The following is a 15880-nucleotide window of genomic DNA, read 5'->3' on the forward strand; positions in this document are numbered from 1 at the left end:
TCGGCCCGCCCTCAGTCCGGCAACATGTCGCGCAACCGCAGCAGGGCAATCTTTTCGACCTGGCGGCAGGCTGTGTTGAACTCGGTCTCGCGATCATTGGCGATGCGGGTCTTGAATGCTTCAAGGATCGCTTGCTTGTTCAAACCCCGGACAGCGATGATGAAGGGAAAGCCGAACCGCCTGACGTAGTCGGTGTTCAAATTCGTGAATTCGGCCCGTTCCTCGTCGGTCAGGGCGTCGAGCCCCGCGGAAGCCTGTTCCTGCGTCGAACTTTCGGTCAGGCGCTTTGCCTGCGCCAGTTTGCCGGCAAGGTCGGGGTGGGCATTGAGGACGGCGAGCCTTTCCTCTTGCGTGCCCATGCGAAACACTGTGCGCAGTGCCGCATGCAGCCCTGATGCCGTGTCATGGGCGGGCGAAAGCTCCCCGGCAAAAGCCCGGCGGGCAATCCACGGCGAATGTTCGAATACGCCGCCGAAGCGGTCGACGAAGGTCGTTTCGTCAAGTGCGGATGGGCGCGCGGCGTGAGGCTTGTAGGGATAGTTAGCGGCCCAATGTTGCGCGATGTCGACGCGGCGGGCGAGCCACACTTTTTCATGGGATTGTACGTAGTCGATGAAACGTGCGAGCGCGGCGCTGCGGCCAGGACGGCCGATGAGCCGGCAATGCAGGCCGATGCTCATCATCTTGGGCGAGCCGGCTGCGCCTTCTGCATAGAGCGTATCGAAACTGTCCTTCAGATAGGCGAAGAACTGATCGCCAGAGTTGAACCCTTGTGGGGTTGCGAAGCGCATGTCGTTGGCGTCGAGCGTATATGGGACTACCAGCTGCGACTTGCCGTTGTGCTCGTACCAGTAGGGCAGGTCATCGGCATAGGAATCGGAAACATAGTCAAAACCGCCTTCGTCGGTGACAAGATCGACGGTATTGACCGACGTTCGGCCGGTGTACCAGCCCTTGGGCCGCTCGCCGGTTGCGGCAGTGTGGATGCGGATCGCCTCCAGCAGGTGCTCGCGCTCGGCCTCCGGCGTGAAATCCCTGTAGTCGATCCATTTCAGCCCGTGCGAGGCGATTTCCCAATCCGCATCGAGCATCGCCGTAACCTGGGCCGGTGAGCGCTGCAATGCCGTGGCGACGCCATAGACGGTGACGGGTACATTTTTCGAGGACAACAGCTCATGCAACCGCCAGAAACCGGCGCGTGCGCCATATTCGTAGATGGACTCCATGTTCCAGTGGCGCTGGCCCTGCCAGGGCTGCGCGCCCACAATCTCCGACAGGAAGGCCTCGGACGCGGCATCGCCATGCAGGACACAGTTCTCGCCGCCTTCCTCGTAATTGACAACGAACTGAACGGCGATGCGCGCATCGCCAGGCCAATTCGCGCTGGGCGCTTTACCGCCATAACCATGCATGTCGCGGGGATATCTCACAGAATTCTCCTCCTCAGTCCTTCACTCCGTTTTCTGATTACTCAAATTACCGGCGAAGCATTCCCCCTGAAAAATTTGAAAGTCCCTTTACCAAGCTCCGGCTACCCCGCGAGCACGCCAAACGACAAACTGAGTGTTGGATATTTTAAGAAGTTCTCCACGGGAGGAGGAACGATGCATTCTCACAACGATGCGACCGGGCGCTTGACGACCCATGTGCTCGACACGGCGAGCGGCAAACCAGCCGCCGGACTCAAGGTCGATCTCTATCGCATCGAAGGCGATACGCTGCAGCCTTTGCACAGCACCCTTACCAACGATGATGGCCGCTGCGACAGTCCATTGCTTTCGGGTGGGAGCATGCGTTCAGGGGCGTACGAGCTTCGTTTTCATGTCGGCGCCTATTTCGGCGGCCGAGAAGAGACGCCGTTTCTCGACGTCGTGCCGATCCGCTTCGGCATAGATGACGAAAAGGCGCACTATCATGTGCCGCTGCTTGTGGCGCCTTTTGCCTATTCGACCTATCGCGGGAGCTGATGCGCCATGGCTAGCAAGATCCGCAATAGCGTCCGCTTTGTTCTCAACAGCACCCTCGTCGAACTCAGCAATATCGCCGCTACCGAAACCCTGCTCGATTTCCTTCGCCTGGGCCGGAAGCTGCGTGGCACCAAGGAAGGGTGCGCGGAGGGCGATTGCGGCGCGTGCACGGTGCTCGTCGGCCGGCTGCTCGATGGCAGGCTCAAATATGAGTCGGTCAATGCCTGCATCCGATTCGTCGGTTCGCTCGATGGCTGCCATGTGGTGACGGTCGATGCGCTCGCGGCAAAGGATGGCAGCCTCCATCCCGTCCAGCGCGCGATGGTCGACACGCATGCATCGCAGTGCGGGTTCTGCACGCCGGGTTTTGTCATGTCGCTTTACGGCCTCTGGATGGAAGATCCGCATCCCAACGTGGAGGCCATCGAAAAGGCACTGCAGGGCAATCTTTGCCGCTGCACCGGCTATGCCGCGATCATTCGCGCCGCCGAGAGCATTTCGGCCGCGGGCGATGCCAGCAAGGATCCGCTCGTCACCGAGCGAGCGCGCATTACGGAGCAATTGCTCGCCCTCAAGGACAACAAGCGCGTTGCCATCGGCGAAGGCAAGCAACAGCTCATTGTCCCGGCAAATGCCGACGATCTCGCTGACGTGCTCGAAACCCATCCCGGAGCAACGATCGTTGCAGGTTCGACTGATGTCGGCCTTTGGGTGACCAAGTTCATGCGCGATATTGGCCCGGTCGTATTCTTGTCGCGGCTCGATGATTTGCGCCAGATCACAGAGGAGCCGAACCATCTCGTCCTTGGCGCGGGCGTCACCTATACCGAGGCCTATCCGGCCATCACCCACCATTTCCCGCAGCTGAAGGAGTTGTGGAACAGGATCGGCGGCGAGCAGGTCCGCAATATGGGGACGGTGGGCGGCAACGTCGCCAATGGTTCGCCCATCGGCGATACGCCGCCGGCGCTTATCGGTCTTGGTGCTGTCGTCGAACTGCGCAAGGGCAATGTCAGGCGTTCGGTTCCAATAGAGAAATACTTCATCGAGTACGGCAAACAGGATCGCACCCCTGGCGAGTTTGTCGAAGCCATTCGCATTCCCCGCCTCGCGCCCGATGATCTCTTTGCCGTCTACAAGATATCGAAACGGCTCGACGAAGACATCTCGTCCGTATGCGGCGCTTTCCATGTCCGGCTCGACCAGCAGGGACGCGTCGAAAGTGCGGTGATCGCATTCGGCGGCATGGCTGGTACGCCAAAGCGCGCCGCTGCGGTCGAGCAGGCTCTCGTGGGTGCGATATGGGACGAGGCGTCGATTGAGGCTGCGATCCAGCAATTCCCGCAGGATTTCACGCCACTGACGGATTGGCGCGCTTCCGCCGATTACCGGATGCTGACCGCGAAAAATCTCTTGCGGCGCTTCTATCTCGAATCCGCCGGTGAGAAGCGCGTGCGGTTGAACCGCTACGCCGTGGCCGGTTGAGGAGGGTGCGATGAATTCGATACAACCGATCACAAGCATCCTTGGTGGCGTCCACGAGAAACTGCCGCATGAGTCCGGTCACAAACATGTCGCGGGAACCGCCGAATATATCGACGACATGCCCGAACCGGCTGGCACGCTCCACGCCTATCTTGGCTTGTCGCAGCGAGCACATGCCGAGATCGTCTCGATCGATCTCGATGCAGTCGCTGCCTGCGAAGGCGTTGTCGGTGTGCTTACCGCAGACGACATTCCCGGCCACAACGATGTGAGCCCTGCCGGCAAGCACGACGATCCGGTCTTTGCGGTCGGCAAGGTCGAGTTCCATGGTCAACCGATTTTCGCCGTCATCGCCGAAACCCGGCAGATGGCGCGCCAGGCCGCCACAAAGGCGAAGATAGAATATCGCGATCTGGACCACGTTACGGATGTTCTCGAGGCGGAGAGGGCCAACTATCCCCTTGTTATCGATCCGCTGAAACTCGAACGCGGCGACATTGTCGCGGCCATGTCCAAGGCAAGGAATCGCCTCGTGGGCGAGATGCGCATCGGGGGACAGGATCATTTCTATCTCGAGGGTCATATATCCTTCGCCATTCCCGCCGAGGACGACGAGGTTATCGTCTATTCCTCGACCCAGCACCCGAGCGAGACCCAGCACATGGTCGCTCACGTTCTCGGCGTCCCGTCGAATGCCGTCACGGTCAATGTGCGGCGCATGGGCGGCGGTTTCGGCGGCAAGGAAACGCAGGCCAATCTTTTTGCTGCCGCCGCAGCGATTGCTGCCAAGAAATACAACCGCGCCGTCAAGATACGCCCTGACCGCGATGACGACATGGTTGCGACCGGCAAGCGCCACGACTTCCACGTCGCCTACGAAATCGGGTTTGACGATGAAGGCCGGATCGAGGCCGTAGACGCGACCTATTCGGCCCGCTGCGGTTTCTCCGCTGATCTGTCGGGACCAGTGACGGACCGCGCGCTCTTTCATGCCGACAATTGCTATTTCTATCCGCATGTCCGGCTTCGCTCGCGCCCGTTGAAGACCAATACGGTCTCCAACACCGCCTTTCGCGGTTTCGGCGGTCCCCAGGGCATGGTCGGGGGCGAGCGCATGATCGAGGAGATCGCCTATGCGCTCGGCAAGGATCCGCTCGACATCCGCAAAGCCAATTTCTATGGCGGCGAAGGCAGGAACGTTACGCCTTACCACCAGACGGTAGAGGATAACATCATCCCGCAGATCGTGGCGGAACTCGAGGAATCGTCCGATTACGCTGCACGGCGCGCGGCCATCCTCAATTTCAACCGCGAGAGCCGCATCATCCGCAAGGGCATCGCGCTGACGCCGGTGAAATTCGGCATTTCGTTCACCAAAACCGAGTATAATCAGGCAGGCGCTCTCGTTCACGTCTATGCCGATGGCTCGATCCATCTCAACCATGGCGGCACGGAAATGGGGCAGGGGCTCTATACCAAGGTTGCGCAGGTTGTGGCGGACGAGTTCCAGGTCGATCTCGACCGCATCAAGGTGACTGCGACGACGACGGCGAAAGTGCCGAACACCTCTGCAACAGCGGCCTCGTCGGGCTCTGACCTCAACGGCATGGCTGCCGCCAATGCGGCCCAGCAGATCAAGGCGCGCCTTGTCGACTTCGCTGTCGAGAAATTTGGCGTTGCGAAGGAAGAGGTTTTCTTCGAGCCGAACACGGTGCGGGCCGGCGACAATCTCATTGCCTTCAACGAGTTCATCAGGGCGGCCTATGGCGCGCGCGTGCAACTTTCCGCCGCCGGATTCTACAAGACGCCGAAGATACATTGGAACCGGTCCGAAGGTCGCGGCCGCCCGTTCTACTATTTCGCTTACGGTGCATCGGTATCGGAAGTCAGCATCGATACCTTGACCGGGGAATATCAGGTCGACCGGACCGATGTGCTCCACGACGTCGGGCGCTCGCTTAATCCGGCGCTCGATCTTGGCCAGGTGGAAGGCGCCTTCGTGCAGGGCATGGGCTGGCTGACCACCGAGGAACTCTGGTGGGATGCCAAGGGGCGGCTGCGTACCCACGCGCCATCGACCTACAAGATCCCGCTGGCCTCCGATCGGCCACGTCAATTCAATGTCAACCTCGCCAGCTGGTCCGTAAACCGCGAAGAGACGATCCGCCGTTCGAAGGCAGTGGGCGAGCCGCCATTCATGCTGGCGATCTCGGTGCTGGAAGCGCTGTCGATGGCGGTGGCGAGCGTTGCGGACTATCGCCTGTCGCCGCGTCTCGACGCGCCGGCAACGCCCGAACGCGTGTTGATGGCTGTCGAGCGGTTGCGGGAAGCTGGGAGGTGATTTTCCATGCCAAGCAACCGCGACGATATCAGGGATTTCCTCAACCGGCGCAAACGTGTCGTCCTCGTTGAGGTAAAGGCGGCCGATGGCTCGACGCCGCGGGACGCCGGCGCCTGGATGCTGTTGGCGCCGGATTGCATTTTCGGCACGATCGGCGGCGGCCAGCTGGAATACATAGCCATCGATCACGCCCGCCGTGCTTTGAAGCGCGGGAGCGAGATTGAGGCGCTGACCGTGCCGCTCGGTCCCGAAATCGGCCAGTGTTGCGGCGGTCGTGTTGCCCTTGACTTCAAGCCTGTCGACCGCGATGCCGCCGCCGCGCTTGTTGAAAAGGTCGACCGCGAAATCGCCCAGCGCCCGCATGTCTATGTCTTCGGCGCGGGCCATGTCGGTGACGCGCTGGCCATGGCGCTTTCGCTGGTGCCGCTCCGGGTCATTCTGGTCGACACGCGCGAAGAAGAATTGTCTGCCTCACAGGTTCCGGGTGTCGAGACCTGTCTGACCGCCATGCCTGAAGCGCTCGTGCGCGACGCCCCGGAGGGCAGCGCCTTTGTCATCCTGACCCATGATCATGCGCTCGACTTCCTCATCGCCGCCGAAGCGCTCGCCAGAAGCGACGCGTCATATGTCGGCATGATCGGATCGAAAACGAAGCGTGCGACATTCCGCAACTGGCTGACGCGGGAAGTCGGCCGCCCCGAGGTCTTCGAGAGGCTGGTTTGCCCTGTCGGCGGTACAGCCGTCAAGGACAAGCGTCCGCCGGTCATTGCTGCGCTCGCGGCCGCGGAAGTCATGACGGCGGCGCTTAACTACCGGCAACGGAACGCCAGCGTCGCAAGCAGCAAATTGCGCGTCCCGGCCTGACCGGTCGAGGCTTATTTCAGCATTTCCGTAACGAGACGCTGGCAGCGCTCGGTCATGAAATCGATCATCAGCCGAACCTTCGGATCCTGGAAGCGTTTGTGCGGATAGATCGCAGCAAGCTGGATGCTCGCCGGCGGCGTGTCTTCGAGGATGGGTACCAGTTCGCCGTCGTTGAGATGGCTCTTCACTTCGAAAAGCGGCTTGTTGATGATCCCGCGCCCGTCGAGCGCCCAGCGTGTCAGAACATCGCCATCGTCTGAATCATAAGGTCCGCTGACCTCGAGCTTGCGTAAGCCTTCGGGCGTCTGCAGCGTCCAATAATATTCCTTGGACCCCGGATAGCGCAGAAGCAGGCAGTCGTGATGGTCGGCAATGAGATCATCCGGGGTCGCCGGGGTTCCGCGCCTGGCAAGATAGTCCGGCGAGGCGCAGATTACCCGCTCGCAATTCATGATGCCGCGCATGCGCAGGTTGGAATCCTCAAGGATGCCCAGCTTGAAAGCAACGTCGACGCCCTCGCTCATGATGTCGATGTTGTGGTCGGAAAGACGCAGGCGCACTTCGATGTCGGGGTACTTGTCATGGAATTCGGGAATGCCTGACGCGATGAGCCGCCTGCCTATGCCGAGCGGGGCGGTAATTCGGATCGCGCCTTTCGGTTTCTTGGCAAGATCGGCGATGGCCGCTTCCGCCTCGTTGATCGCCTCGATGATCTTGACGGCGCCATCGTAGAACACCCGGCCGTGTTCGGTGGGTGTCAGCTTGCGCGTGGTACGATTGAAGAGGCGCACGCCAAGATGCCGCTCCAGTTCCTTGATGCGATTGCTCGCAACGGCTGGAGAGGCGCGCTGATCGCGTCCGGCGGCAGACAGGTTTCCGAGTTCGACGACACGAACGAAAACACGAAGGTTATCAAGGTACGACATTGTTTTCGCACAACCCCTACACTGCCCATTGATCTAGCATTTTAAAGTTTTTTTTGAAAGAGATGGGTGCATTAGCCGGTTTCCTCTTGGCATAGGCTTTGGCACATACTCTTCCGACTAAAAGGGAGAGCCATATGTACGAATACGCCGTCGCCTGGGAATGGTTGAATTTCGCCTTCCGCTGGTTGCATGTCATCACCGGTATCGCGTGGATCGGCTCGTCCTTCTATTTCGTCGCGCTCGATCTTGGCCTGCGTCAGCGTCCCGGGCTTCCGGCCGGGGCCTATGGCGAGGAGTGGCAGGTGCACGGCGGCGGCTTCTACCATATCCAGAAATATCTGGTTGCGCCGGCTCAAATGCCCGAGCATCTGACCTGGTTCAAATGGGAATCCTATGCAACCTGGCTGTCGGGCTTCGCGATGCTTTGCATCGTTTATTATGCCGGAGCCGACCTCTATCTGATCGACCCGCACGTCCTTGACGTATCGCGTCCGGTCGCCATTGCGATTTCGCTCGCCTCGATTTTCGGCGGCTGGGTCGTTTACGACACCATCTGCAAGTCACCGCTCGGCCGCAACGACACGCGGCTGATGGTTCTGCTCTATTTCGTTCTCGTCTTCATGGCCTGGGGCTATACCCACCTCTTCACAGGACGCGCCGCCTTCCTGCATCTAGGCGCCTTCACGGCGACGATCATGTCGGCCAACGTCTTCATGATCATCATTCCCAACCAGAAGAAGGTCGTTGCGGACCTGATCGCCGGCAAGACTGCGGATCCGGCGCTGGGCAAACAGGCCAAGCAGCGTTCCACCCACAACAACTACCTGACGTTGCCGGTGCTGTTCCTGATGCTGTCGAACCACTATCCGCTGGCATTCGGCACGAAATACAATTGGATCATCGCCTCGCTGGTCTTCCTGATGGGCGTCACCATCCGCCATTGGTTCAACACACGCCATGCCCGCAAGGGCGAGCCGACCTGGACGTGGCTGGCAACGGCAATTCTCTTCATCATCATCATGTGGCTCTCCACCGTACCCAAGGTTCTGTCGGGCGAGAGCGCGGAAGAAAAGCTCTCCGCCGTGCAGCAGCCATTCGTCAGTGCCGAAGCCTTTCCAAAAGTTCGTGACACTGTGCTTGGCCGCTGCGCGATGTGCCACGCAAAGGAACCCGGCTGGGAGGGCATCATAACAGCGCCCAAGGGCGTGGTGCTTGAATCGGACGGGCAGATCGCCGCCCATGCCCGGGAGATTTATCTGCAAGCCGGCCGCTCGCATGCCATGCCGCCCGCCAATGTCAGCGGTATTACCGACGAGGAACGCAAGCTCCTCGTCTCCTGGTATGAGAGTGCCGTCAAGGGAGGAACCGTTCAGTGAACAAGCTCATTTTGCGCGGCCGTGTGCTGACATTCGTCGAGGAGCCCACCAGCATCGACGATCAGTCGGCCTATAATTATTTCGAAGATGGCGCGGTCCTGGTCGAGGACGGCAAGATCGTCGATGTCGGCGAATATGCCGCCATCGCCCCGGTTGCTGCCGATGCCAAGATCGTCGATCACCGCCCCAATCTTATCATGCCGGGCTTCATCGATACCCATCTGCACTTTCCGCAGACGCAGGCGATTGCCTCGTACGGCGCGCAGCTGCTCGAATGGCTCAACACCTATATTTTTGTCGAGGAACAGAAATTCTCGTCGACCGCCCACGCGGATTTCATCGCGGGACGGTTCATGGACGAATTGCTGCGCAACGGCACGACCTCGGCTGTGGCCTATTGCTCGGTGCACCGCGAAAGCGTCGATGCCTATTTTACGGCAGCCGAACAGCGTGGCATGCTGATGATCGGCGGCAAGGTGATGATGGATCGCAATGCGCCCGACGCGCTCCGCGATACCCCGCAGTCAGGCTATGACGATACCAAGGCGTTGATCGCCAAATGGCATGGACGCGGCCGCGCGCATTATGCCATCAGCCCGCGTTTTGCCATCACCTCGACACCCGGGCAGATGGAAATGAGCCAGGCCCTGGTGCGCGAACATCCCGAATGCTACGTGCAGACGCACCTTTCGGAAAACCGCGACGAGATCGCGTTTGCGACCTCGCTCTATCCGTCGGCCAGGGACTACACCGATATTTATGCCGGGTACGGCCTTCTCGGCGAAAAGATGCTGCTCGGCCATTGCATCTTCCTGTCGAATCGCGAAATTTCCGTGCTCGCCGAGACGAAGTCGGTCGCCGTTTTCTGTCCTACCTCAAATTTGTTCCTCGGCAGCGGCCTCTTTGATCGCGACCGCTTCCGCTCGCTCGGCGCACGCATTTCTGTCGCGACCGATGTCGGCGGCGGTACAAGCTTCTCGATGCTGGAGACGATGAGCGAGGCATACAAGGTGCTGCACGTGCAGGGCCAGCGTCTGTCGCCATTCGCATCCTACTACATGATGACGCTCGGCAATGCCCGCGCGCTCGGTCTCGAAGACCGCATCGGGTCCCTCCGGACCGGAGGCGATGCCGATATCGTCGTTCTCGACAGCAAGGCGAAGCCCGCGATGGAACTGCGCATGCGCACGGCAACGACGCTTGCCGAAGAGCTCTTCATTCTGCAGACGATGGGCGATGACCGCTCGGTCGCCGAAGTCTATGTCGCTGGCAAGCCGATGAAGAGCAGGATCGAGACGACCGCTCCGCAGGCTAAGGCTCGGGCCTTGCCGGAGCTGCAGAGCGCCTAGACAGGTGCAGCGACTGGACGGGCCCTATAGTTCGTCCGGTCGGCGTCCGCCCATCGCCTTTGTCAATTCATCTGCTGTACGGCGTATGACGGGCCCGAGCAGGTTGAGCTTTTCCTTGGGCAGGCGGACGGCGGGCCCCGATACCGAAATCCCGGCAATGGCTTCGCCATGTTCATTGAAAAGCGGGGCAGCGATGCAGCGCATCCCGAGCGTGTGCTCCTCATCGTCGATCGACCAGCCGCGCGAACGAATGTGCTGGATATCTTTCAAGAGTGCCGGCAGCGTGTCGAGCGTATGTGCTGTGAAGTGCGCGAGCGTCTTGCCTGTGAGCGCCTGGGCAATATCGGTATCCGACCAGGTCGAAAGAATTGCCTTGCCTATTCCCGACGCATGAATCGGCCCGCGCCGTCCGGGACGGAAGAAAGCCCGCATCGGCGCATGGCTTTCGATCTGCGAGATAAAGACGACGTCGCCTTCATCCTCGATACCGACATTGGCCGTCTCGCCGCATTCGTCCATCAGCCGCTTTAGAAAGGGGCGGCTAATGGAACCGAGCTTGCGATAACGCAGAAAGGCGTTGCCGATCTCGAAGGCGCCAACGCCAATCGTCCAGTCACCTGATTCCGGATCATGGGTGAGCATGCCGTGATTGGCCAGCGAGGTCAGCAGCCGGTGGACAGTCGATGGCGCCATGCCGGTATGGTCCGCGAGATCCATCAGGGTCGACCCGTCCGCATCCGCGATGAGCTTGAGTAAGTGCAAGCTTCGATCCAAGACCTGAACGGAAGACGGCGCCGCGTTCTCATTCGCCTTGCGCCCCCGTTTCCCCTTTAATGACGTGCCCTGCAAAGCCATGATCGCTGCGTGTCCCGTTTCGTGTGCCCTCATGTGCCATAGCTGCGCGCAGCCTATTTTACCAGTTTTATTGAAAATCTTTATTTCCATATGATGGAAGTAATTTCCATATTTTTGTTGTGAAGTATCAGATATGGATTATGCTCTCATTGAATTTGGAGGAATGACAATGACAAAAATGCGTGCCGTCGATGCAGCAGTCCGTATTCTGGAAAAGGAGGGGATCGATTGCGCCTTTGGCGTACCGGGAGCTGCAATCAATCCGTTCTATTCCGCGCTGAAGGCGCGGGGAACTGTCCGCCACATCCTTGCGCGCCACGTCGAAGGCGCGTCGCACATGGCCGAGGGATACACCCGAGCGGAACATGGCAATATCGGTGTGTGCATCGGCACGTCAGGACCAGCCGGAACCGACATGATCACCGGCCTCTATTCCGCTTCGGCCGATTCGATCCCGATTCTGTGCATCACCGGGCAGGCGCCGCGGGCCCGCCTTGACAAAGAGGACTTCCAGGCCGTCGATATTGCCTCTATCGCCAAGCCCGTTACGAAGTGGGCGGTGACGGTCATGGAGCCAGGCCTCGTTCCTTACGTTTTCCAGAAGGCCTTCCACATCATGCGATCGGGTCGTCCAGGTCCGGTGCTGATCGATCTGCCGATCGACGTGCAACTGGCAGAAATCGAGTTCGATCCCGACACCTACGAACCGCTCGAAGCCTATAAGCCGGCAGCAACGCGGGCGCAGGTCGAAAAGGCATTGACGATGCTCAACCAGGCCGATCGGCCGCTGATCGTTGCCGGCGGCGGCATTATCAACGCCGACGCTTCCGACCTTCTGGTGGAGTTCGCCGAGATTGCCGGTGTTCCGGTCATCCCGACGCTGATGGGCTGGGGCACGATCCCGGACGATCATCCACTGATGGCGGGCATGTGCGGTCTGCAGACCTCGCATCGTTACGGCAATGCGACCATGCTCGCCTCCGACTTCGTGCTCGGCATCGGCAATCGTTGGGCGAACCGGCATACCGGCAATGTCTCGACCTATACGGAGGGACGCAAGTTCGTCCATGTCGATATCGAGCCGACCCAGATCGGCCGCGTTTTCTCACCGGATTTCGGCATCGTTTCCGATGCAGGCAAGGCGCTGAAGCTGTTTCTCGATGTTGCGACCGAATGGAAAGCGGCAGGAAAGTTGCGTGACTGGTCGGCCTGGGCAGAGGAATGCCGCGGCCGCAAGCGTACCATGCTGCGCAAGACCCATTTCGACCAGACGCCGCTGAAGCCGCAGCGTGTCTACGAGGAAATGAACAAGGTGTTCGGCCGCGAGACCTGCTACGTGACGACCATCGGTCTCAGCCAGATCGCCGGCGCCCAGTTCCTGCACGTCTACAAGCCGCGCAATTGGATCAATTGCGGCCAGGCGGGCCCGCTCGGCTGGACCCTTCCGGCAGCACTCGGCGTGCGTGCGGCCGATCCCGATCGTCCGATCGTTGCGCTCTCCGGGGATTACGATTTTCAGTTCATGATCGAAGAGCTCGCGGTCGGCGCACAGCACAAGCTGCCATACCTGCACGTCGTCGTGAACAATTCCTATCTCGGCCTGATCCGCCAGGCGCAGCGCGGCTTCGACATGGATTTCGAAGTGAGCCTCGCCTTCGACAATATCAATGCGTCAGGCGATGCCGAGAAGGGTTACGGCGTCGATCATGTCGCGGTCGCCGAAGGTCTCGGCTGCAAGGCGATCCGGGTCCGCAGCCCCAATCAGTTCGCCGAGGCTTTCCAGGAGGCGCAGGCACTGATGGACGAGCACCGGGTTCCTGTAGTGATCGAGTTCATCCTCGAACGCGTGACCAATGTCGCAATGGGTCCCGATATCAACGCCGTCGTCGAGTTCGAGGACCTCGCCGAACGCAATGAGGACGTGCCGACTGCGGTTGCGGCCTATCTCGACTAAACCTGCAATTTCATTTCTTCAGGAGGCATGAATGCCTAGATTTGCCGCCAATCTGACGATGCTTTTCAACGAAGTGCCGTTTCTCGAACGTTTCGCGCTGGCAAGCGAAGCCGGCTTTGAAGCCGTCGAATACCTCTTCCCCTACGACTATAATGTCGAGGAGCTGAAACAGGTCCTGGCCGACAACAATCTTGTCCAGGTTCTGCATAACCTTCCGGCCGGAAACTGGGCAGCGGGGGAGCGCGGCATTGCCGTTCTCCCGGATCGTATCGACGAGTTCCGGAGGGGCGTTGCGACGGCAATCGACTATGCGACGGCGTTAGGCTGCAAGCAGATCAACTGCCTTGCCGGCATCGCTCCGAATGGCCTTTCCGAAGATGCGCTGCGCACCACTTTCGTGCACAATCTTCGCCTGGCCGCTCAGGAACTCGCGAAATACGATATTCGGCTGCTGATCGAACCGATCAACACCTACGACATTCCGGGGTTCTACCTCAACACGGTCGAACAGGCGGCCGCAATCATCGAAGAAGTCGGAAGCGACAACCTCTTTATCCAGTATGACCTCTATCACCAGCAGCGGACGCACGGCGAACTCGTCGCAACATATGAGCGCTACAAGCAACTGATCGCTCACGTGCAGCTGGCCGACAATCCCGGTCGTCACGAGCCGGGTACCGGAGAGATCAATTATCCTTTCGTGTTCAAGGCACTCGACGCCGGCGGCTATGACGGCTGGATCGGCTGCGAATACAAACCAAAAACGGAAACGCAACGCGGGCTTGGCTGGCTGAACGAAACATCAGCTGCTTACAAGCAAGCGGATATCATCAGGATGAGGAGCTGAGTAAATGGCTGACATAGGTTTCATTGGATTGGGTATCATGGGCACGCCGATGGCGCGCCACCTGCAGGACGCGGGGCATGTGCTCTACACGTCGAAATTCTTCATCGCCCCGAAGCAGGAACTCATCGACAATGGTCTCAAGATCGTCGAGAGCCCCAAGGCGCTTGCCGAACAGACTGACATTATCATCCTGATGCTCCCGGACACGCCGGAAGTGAAGGACGTTCTTTTTGGTGAAAACGGCGTCGTTCTCGGGTTGAAGCCGGGCAAGCTCGTCATCGACATGAGTTCGATCTCGCCGATCGAAACCAAGGAGTTTGCCAAAAAGGTGCGCGAGACGGGCAGCGAATATATCGATGCCCCGGTCTCGGGCGGCGAGGTCGGCGCCAAGGGCGCAACGCTCAGCATCATGGCCGGCGGCTCGCAGGAGGCTTTCGACCGCGCGCTGCCGCTCTTCAAGCTGATGGGCAAGAACATTACGCTGGTCGGGGATTGCGGCGATGGGCAGGTGACCAAGGTTGCCAACCAGATCATCGTTGCCCTGACCATCGAGGCGGTTTCGGAAGCGCTGGTCCTTGCCTCCAAGGCGGGGGCAGACCCGGCCCGGGTGCGCGAGGCGCTGATGGGCGGTTTTGCCTCGTCGCGTATCCTCGAAGTGCATGGCGATCGCATGATCAAGCGCACCTTCGATCCGGGTTTCCGTATCTCGCTGCATCAGAAGGACCTCAATCTCGCTCTGCAGAGCGCGAAAACCCTGGGCGTTTCCCTGCCCAACACGGCGTCGACGCAGGAACTCTTCAACAGTTGCGCAGCCAATGGCGACAGCGGCCTCGACCATTCGGGTCTTGTTCGAGCGCTCGAGCGCATTGCGAATCACGAGGTCGCCTGAGACCTGAATCTTGGGGAGGAGGGAGGCTCGCTATCCTTGCGGTAGCGGGCCTCTTCGCTAATCCCACTTTGCGCCGTCGAGGGCGTCTAGCGGTATCTTCAGATAGCGCTTTCCGTTCGATTCCGGCGCCGGCAGTCGGCCGCCATTGATGTTGACCTGCAGCGCCGCAAGGATCAGTCGCGGCATAGGTAAGGTCTTGTCCCGCGCCCTGCGCATCGCGACGAAATCAGCGGCGTCTCGGCATTTGGCTATATGCGTATTGCTCGCCTTCTGTGCGGCGACCGTACTTTCCCAAAGCGGTTCGCGTCCCCCTGGTTGATAGTCGTGGCCAACGAAAATACGCGTCTCGTCCGGCAATGCGAGAATCGCCTGGATCGATTGCCACAATTGTTCGGCGCTGCCCCCTGGAAAATCCGTACGGGCGGTGCCGCTGTCCGGCATGAACATCGTGTCGTGGATAAAGGCTGCATCGCCGATGACATAGGTGATTGAAGCCAGCGTGTGACCCGGCGAGAACATTACGCGTCCCTCTAGCGCCCCGATGTTGAAGCCTTCGCCCGCCGCAAACAGCTTGTCCCATTGCGAGCCGTCGGCCGGAAAGTCCGGCCAGTTGTAAAGCTTCTTCCATAGCTCCTGGACCTCGACGACGTGGTCGCCGATTGCCGTTGGCGCGCCGGTTTTCGATCGGAGATATTGAGCGGCGGAAAAATGATCGGCATGGGGATGGGTGTCGAGGATCCACTCGACCTTCAGGTTGTTGCGGTCGATATATTCCAGGATCTGATCAGCATTGAACGTCGCGGTGGAACCTGATTTTTCGTCGAAATCCAGCACCGGGTCGATGATGGCGCAATGCTTCATCGACGGATCGCTGACCACATACTGGACTGAACTGGTTCGCTTGTCGAAAAGCGCGTAGACGACCGGTTTCAAGGCGGCCTCTTTCATTGTGCGATTCCCCCGTGAAAGTGGGACCAAGTGTCTCCGGTTTCGACGCGGAAAGTCAATTACCTCCAAGGGTTGTAGA

Annotated in this window: 13 protein-coding genes; 9 read left to right on the forward strand and 4 right to left on the reverse strand. The window is 59.8% G+C overall.

All coding sequences use genetic code 11. The annotated features are described in order from the left end of the window. Positions 1-11 precede the first annotated feature (11 nt). Positions 12-1430 (reverse strand): allantoinase PuuE, encoded by a 1419-nt coding sequence (gene puuE / locus BM074_RS20525; RefSeq protein WP_091924807.1) that lies wholly within the window; start codon positions 1428-1430, stop codon positions 12-14. Positions 1431-1604: 174 nt separating this feature from the next. Here puuE and uraH point away from each other — a divergent pair, with 174 nt between their 5' ends. Genes uraH through xdhC form a run of 4 tightly spaced genes read left to right on the forward strand, consistent with a single transcriptional unit; the run spans position 1605 to position 6657 of the window. Beyond that, entirely contained in the window at positions 1605-1967 is a 363-nt protein-coding gene (gene uraH, locus BM074_RS20530; protein ID WP_091924810.1) for a hydroxyisourate hydrolase, read from the forward strand. Between the two features lie 6 nt (positions 1968-1973). After that, positions 1974-3452 (forward strand): xanthine dehydrogenase small subunit, encoded by a 1479-nt coding sequence (gene xdhA, locus BM074_RS20535; RefSeq protein ID WP_091924829.1) that lies wholly within the window; start codon positions 1974-1976, stop codon positions 3450-3452. 10 nt (positions 3453-3462) lie between these two features. Continuing rightward, a complete protein-coding gene (gene xdhB / locus BM074_RS20540; protein WP_091924832.1) occupies positions 3463-5793 on the forward strand; it encodes a xanthine dehydrogenase molybdopterin binding subunit in 2331 nt (776 codons plus the stop codon). A gap of 6 nt (positions 5794-5799) precedes the next feature. Continuing rightward, complete coding sequence (xdhC, locus tag BM074_RS20545; protein WP_091924835.1) at positions 5800-6657, forward strand: xanthine dehydrogenase accessory protein XdhC; 858 nt, start codon at positions 5800-5802, stop codon at positions 6655-6657. Positions 6658-6668: 11 nt separating this feature from the next. Here the strand turns inward: xdhC and BM074_RS20550 are convergent, their stop codons facing one another. Further along, the gene (locus tag BM074_RS20550; RefSeq protein ID WP_091924838.1) at positions 6669-7583 is read right to left on the reverse strand and encodes a LysR family transcriptional regulator; all 915 of its coding nucleotides are present in this window, start codon (positions 7581-7583) and stop codon (positions 6669-6671) included. Positions 7584-7717: 134 nt separating this feature from the next. On the opposite strand from BM074_RS20550, the gene BM074_RS20555 reads away from it, so the two are divergent. Then, entirely contained in the window at positions 7718-8959 is a 1242-nt protein-coding gene (locus BM074_RS20555; RefSeq protein WP_091924841.1) for a urate hydroxylase PuuD, read from the forward strand. Beyond that, the gene (gene guaD / locus BM074_RS20560) at positions 8956-10308 is read left to right on the forward strand and encodes a guanine deaminase (protein WP_091924844.1); all 1353 of its coding nucleotides are present in this window, start codon (positions 8956-8958) and stop codon (positions 10306-10308) included. Before BM074_RS20555 ends, guaD begins: the two co-directional genes overlap by 4 nt. 24 nt (positions 10309-10332) lie before the next feature. On the opposite strand, the gene BM074_RS20565 is transcribed toward guaD, so the two are convergent. Further along, positions 10333-11163: an IclR family transcriptional regulator gene (locus tag BM074_RS20565; protein ID WP_091924928.1), complete on the reverse strand. Its 831-nt coding sequence runs from the start codon at positions 11161-11163 to the stop codon at positions 10333-10335. Between the two features lie 169 nt (positions 11164-11332). Here BM074_RS20565 and gcl point away from each other — a divergent pair, with 169 nt between their 5' ends. Genes gcl through BM074_RS20580 form a run of 3 tightly spaced genes read left to right on the forward strand, consistent with a single transcriptional unit; the run spans position 11333 to position 14853 of the window. After that, positions 11333-13117, forward strand: coding sequence for a glyoxylate carboligase (gcl, locus tag BM074_RS20570; protein WP_027232843.1), 1785 nt, complete (start codon positions 11333-11335; stop codon positions 13115-13117). Between the two features lie 31 nt (positions 13118-13148). Continuing rightward, positions 13149-13964: a hydroxypyruvate isomerase gene (gene hyi / locus BM074_RS20575; RefSeq protein ID WP_027232842.1), complete on the forward strand. Its 816-nt coding sequence runs from the start codon at positions 13149-13151 to the stop codon at positions 13962-13964. Positions 13965-13968: 4 nt separating this feature from the next. Beyond that, positions 13969-14853 (forward strand): 2-hydroxy-3-oxopropionate reductase, encoded by an 885-nt coding sequence (locus tag BM074_RS20580; RefSeq protein WP_027232841.1) that lies wholly within the window; start codon positions 13969-13971, stop codon positions 14851-14853. A 57-nt stretch (positions 14854-14910) separates the two neighbouring features. Here the strand turns inward: BM074_RS20580 and BM074_RS20585 are convergent, their stop codons facing one another. Beyond that, a complete protein-coding gene (locus BM074_RS20585; protein ID WP_091924847.1) occupies positions 14911-15801 on the reverse strand; it encodes an MBL fold metallo-hydrolase in 891 nt (296 codons plus the stop codon). Between the last annotated feature and the right edge of the window lie 79 nt (positions 15802-15880).

The sequence above is a fragment of the Phyllobacterium sp. CL33Tsu genome (assembly GCF_900113985.1).
Classification (GTDB): Bacteria; Pseudomonadota; Alphaproteobacteria; order Rhizobiales; family Rhizobiaceae; genus Phyllobacterium; species Phyllobacterium pellucidum.

Bases quoted from the DNA above. Each gene is read 5' to 3' on its own strand.
- uraH (WP_091924810.1), top strand. From the start codon at position 1,605: ATGCATTCTCACAACGATGCGACCGGGCGCTTGACGACCCATGTGCTC.
- xdhA (WP_091924829.1), top strand. From the start codon at position 1,974: ATGGCTAGCAAGATCCGCAATAGCGTCCGCTTTGTTCTCAACAGCACC.
- xdhB (WP_091924832.1), top strand. From the start codon at position 3,463: ATGAATTCGATACAACCGATCACAAGCATCCTTGGTGGCGTCCACGAG.
- xdhC (WP_091924835.1), top strand. From the start codon at position 5,800: ATGCCAAGCAACCGCGACGATATCAGGGATTTCCTCAACCGGCGCAAA.
- BM074_RS20550 (WP_091924838.1), bottom strand. From the start codon at position 7,583: ATGTCGTACCTTGATAACCTTCGTGTTTTCGTTCGTGTCGTCGAACTC.
- BM074_RS20555 (WP_091924841.1), top strand. From the start codon at position 7,718: ATGTACGAATACGCCGTCGCCTGGGAATGGTTGAATTTCGCCTTCCGC.
- BM074_RS20565 (WP_091924928.1), bottom strand. From the start codon at position 11,163: ATGGCTTTGCAGGGCACGTCATTAAAGGGGAAACGGGGGCGCAAGGCG.
- gcl (WP_027232843.1), top strand. From the start codon at position 11,333: ATGACAAAAATGCGTGCCGTCGATGCAGCAGTCCGTATTCTGGAAAAG.
- hyi (WP_027232842.1), top strand. From the start codon at position 13,149: ATGCCTAGATTTGCCGCCAATCTGACGATGCTTTTCAACGAAGTGCCG.
- BM074_RS20580 (WP_027232841.1), top strand. From the start codon at position 13,969: ATGGCTGACATAGGTTTCATTGGATTGGGTATCATGGGCACGCCGATG.
- BM074_RS20585 (WP_091924847.1), bottom strand. From the start codon at position 15,801: ATGAAAGAGGCCGCCTTGAAACCGGTCGTCTACGCGCTTTTCGACAAG.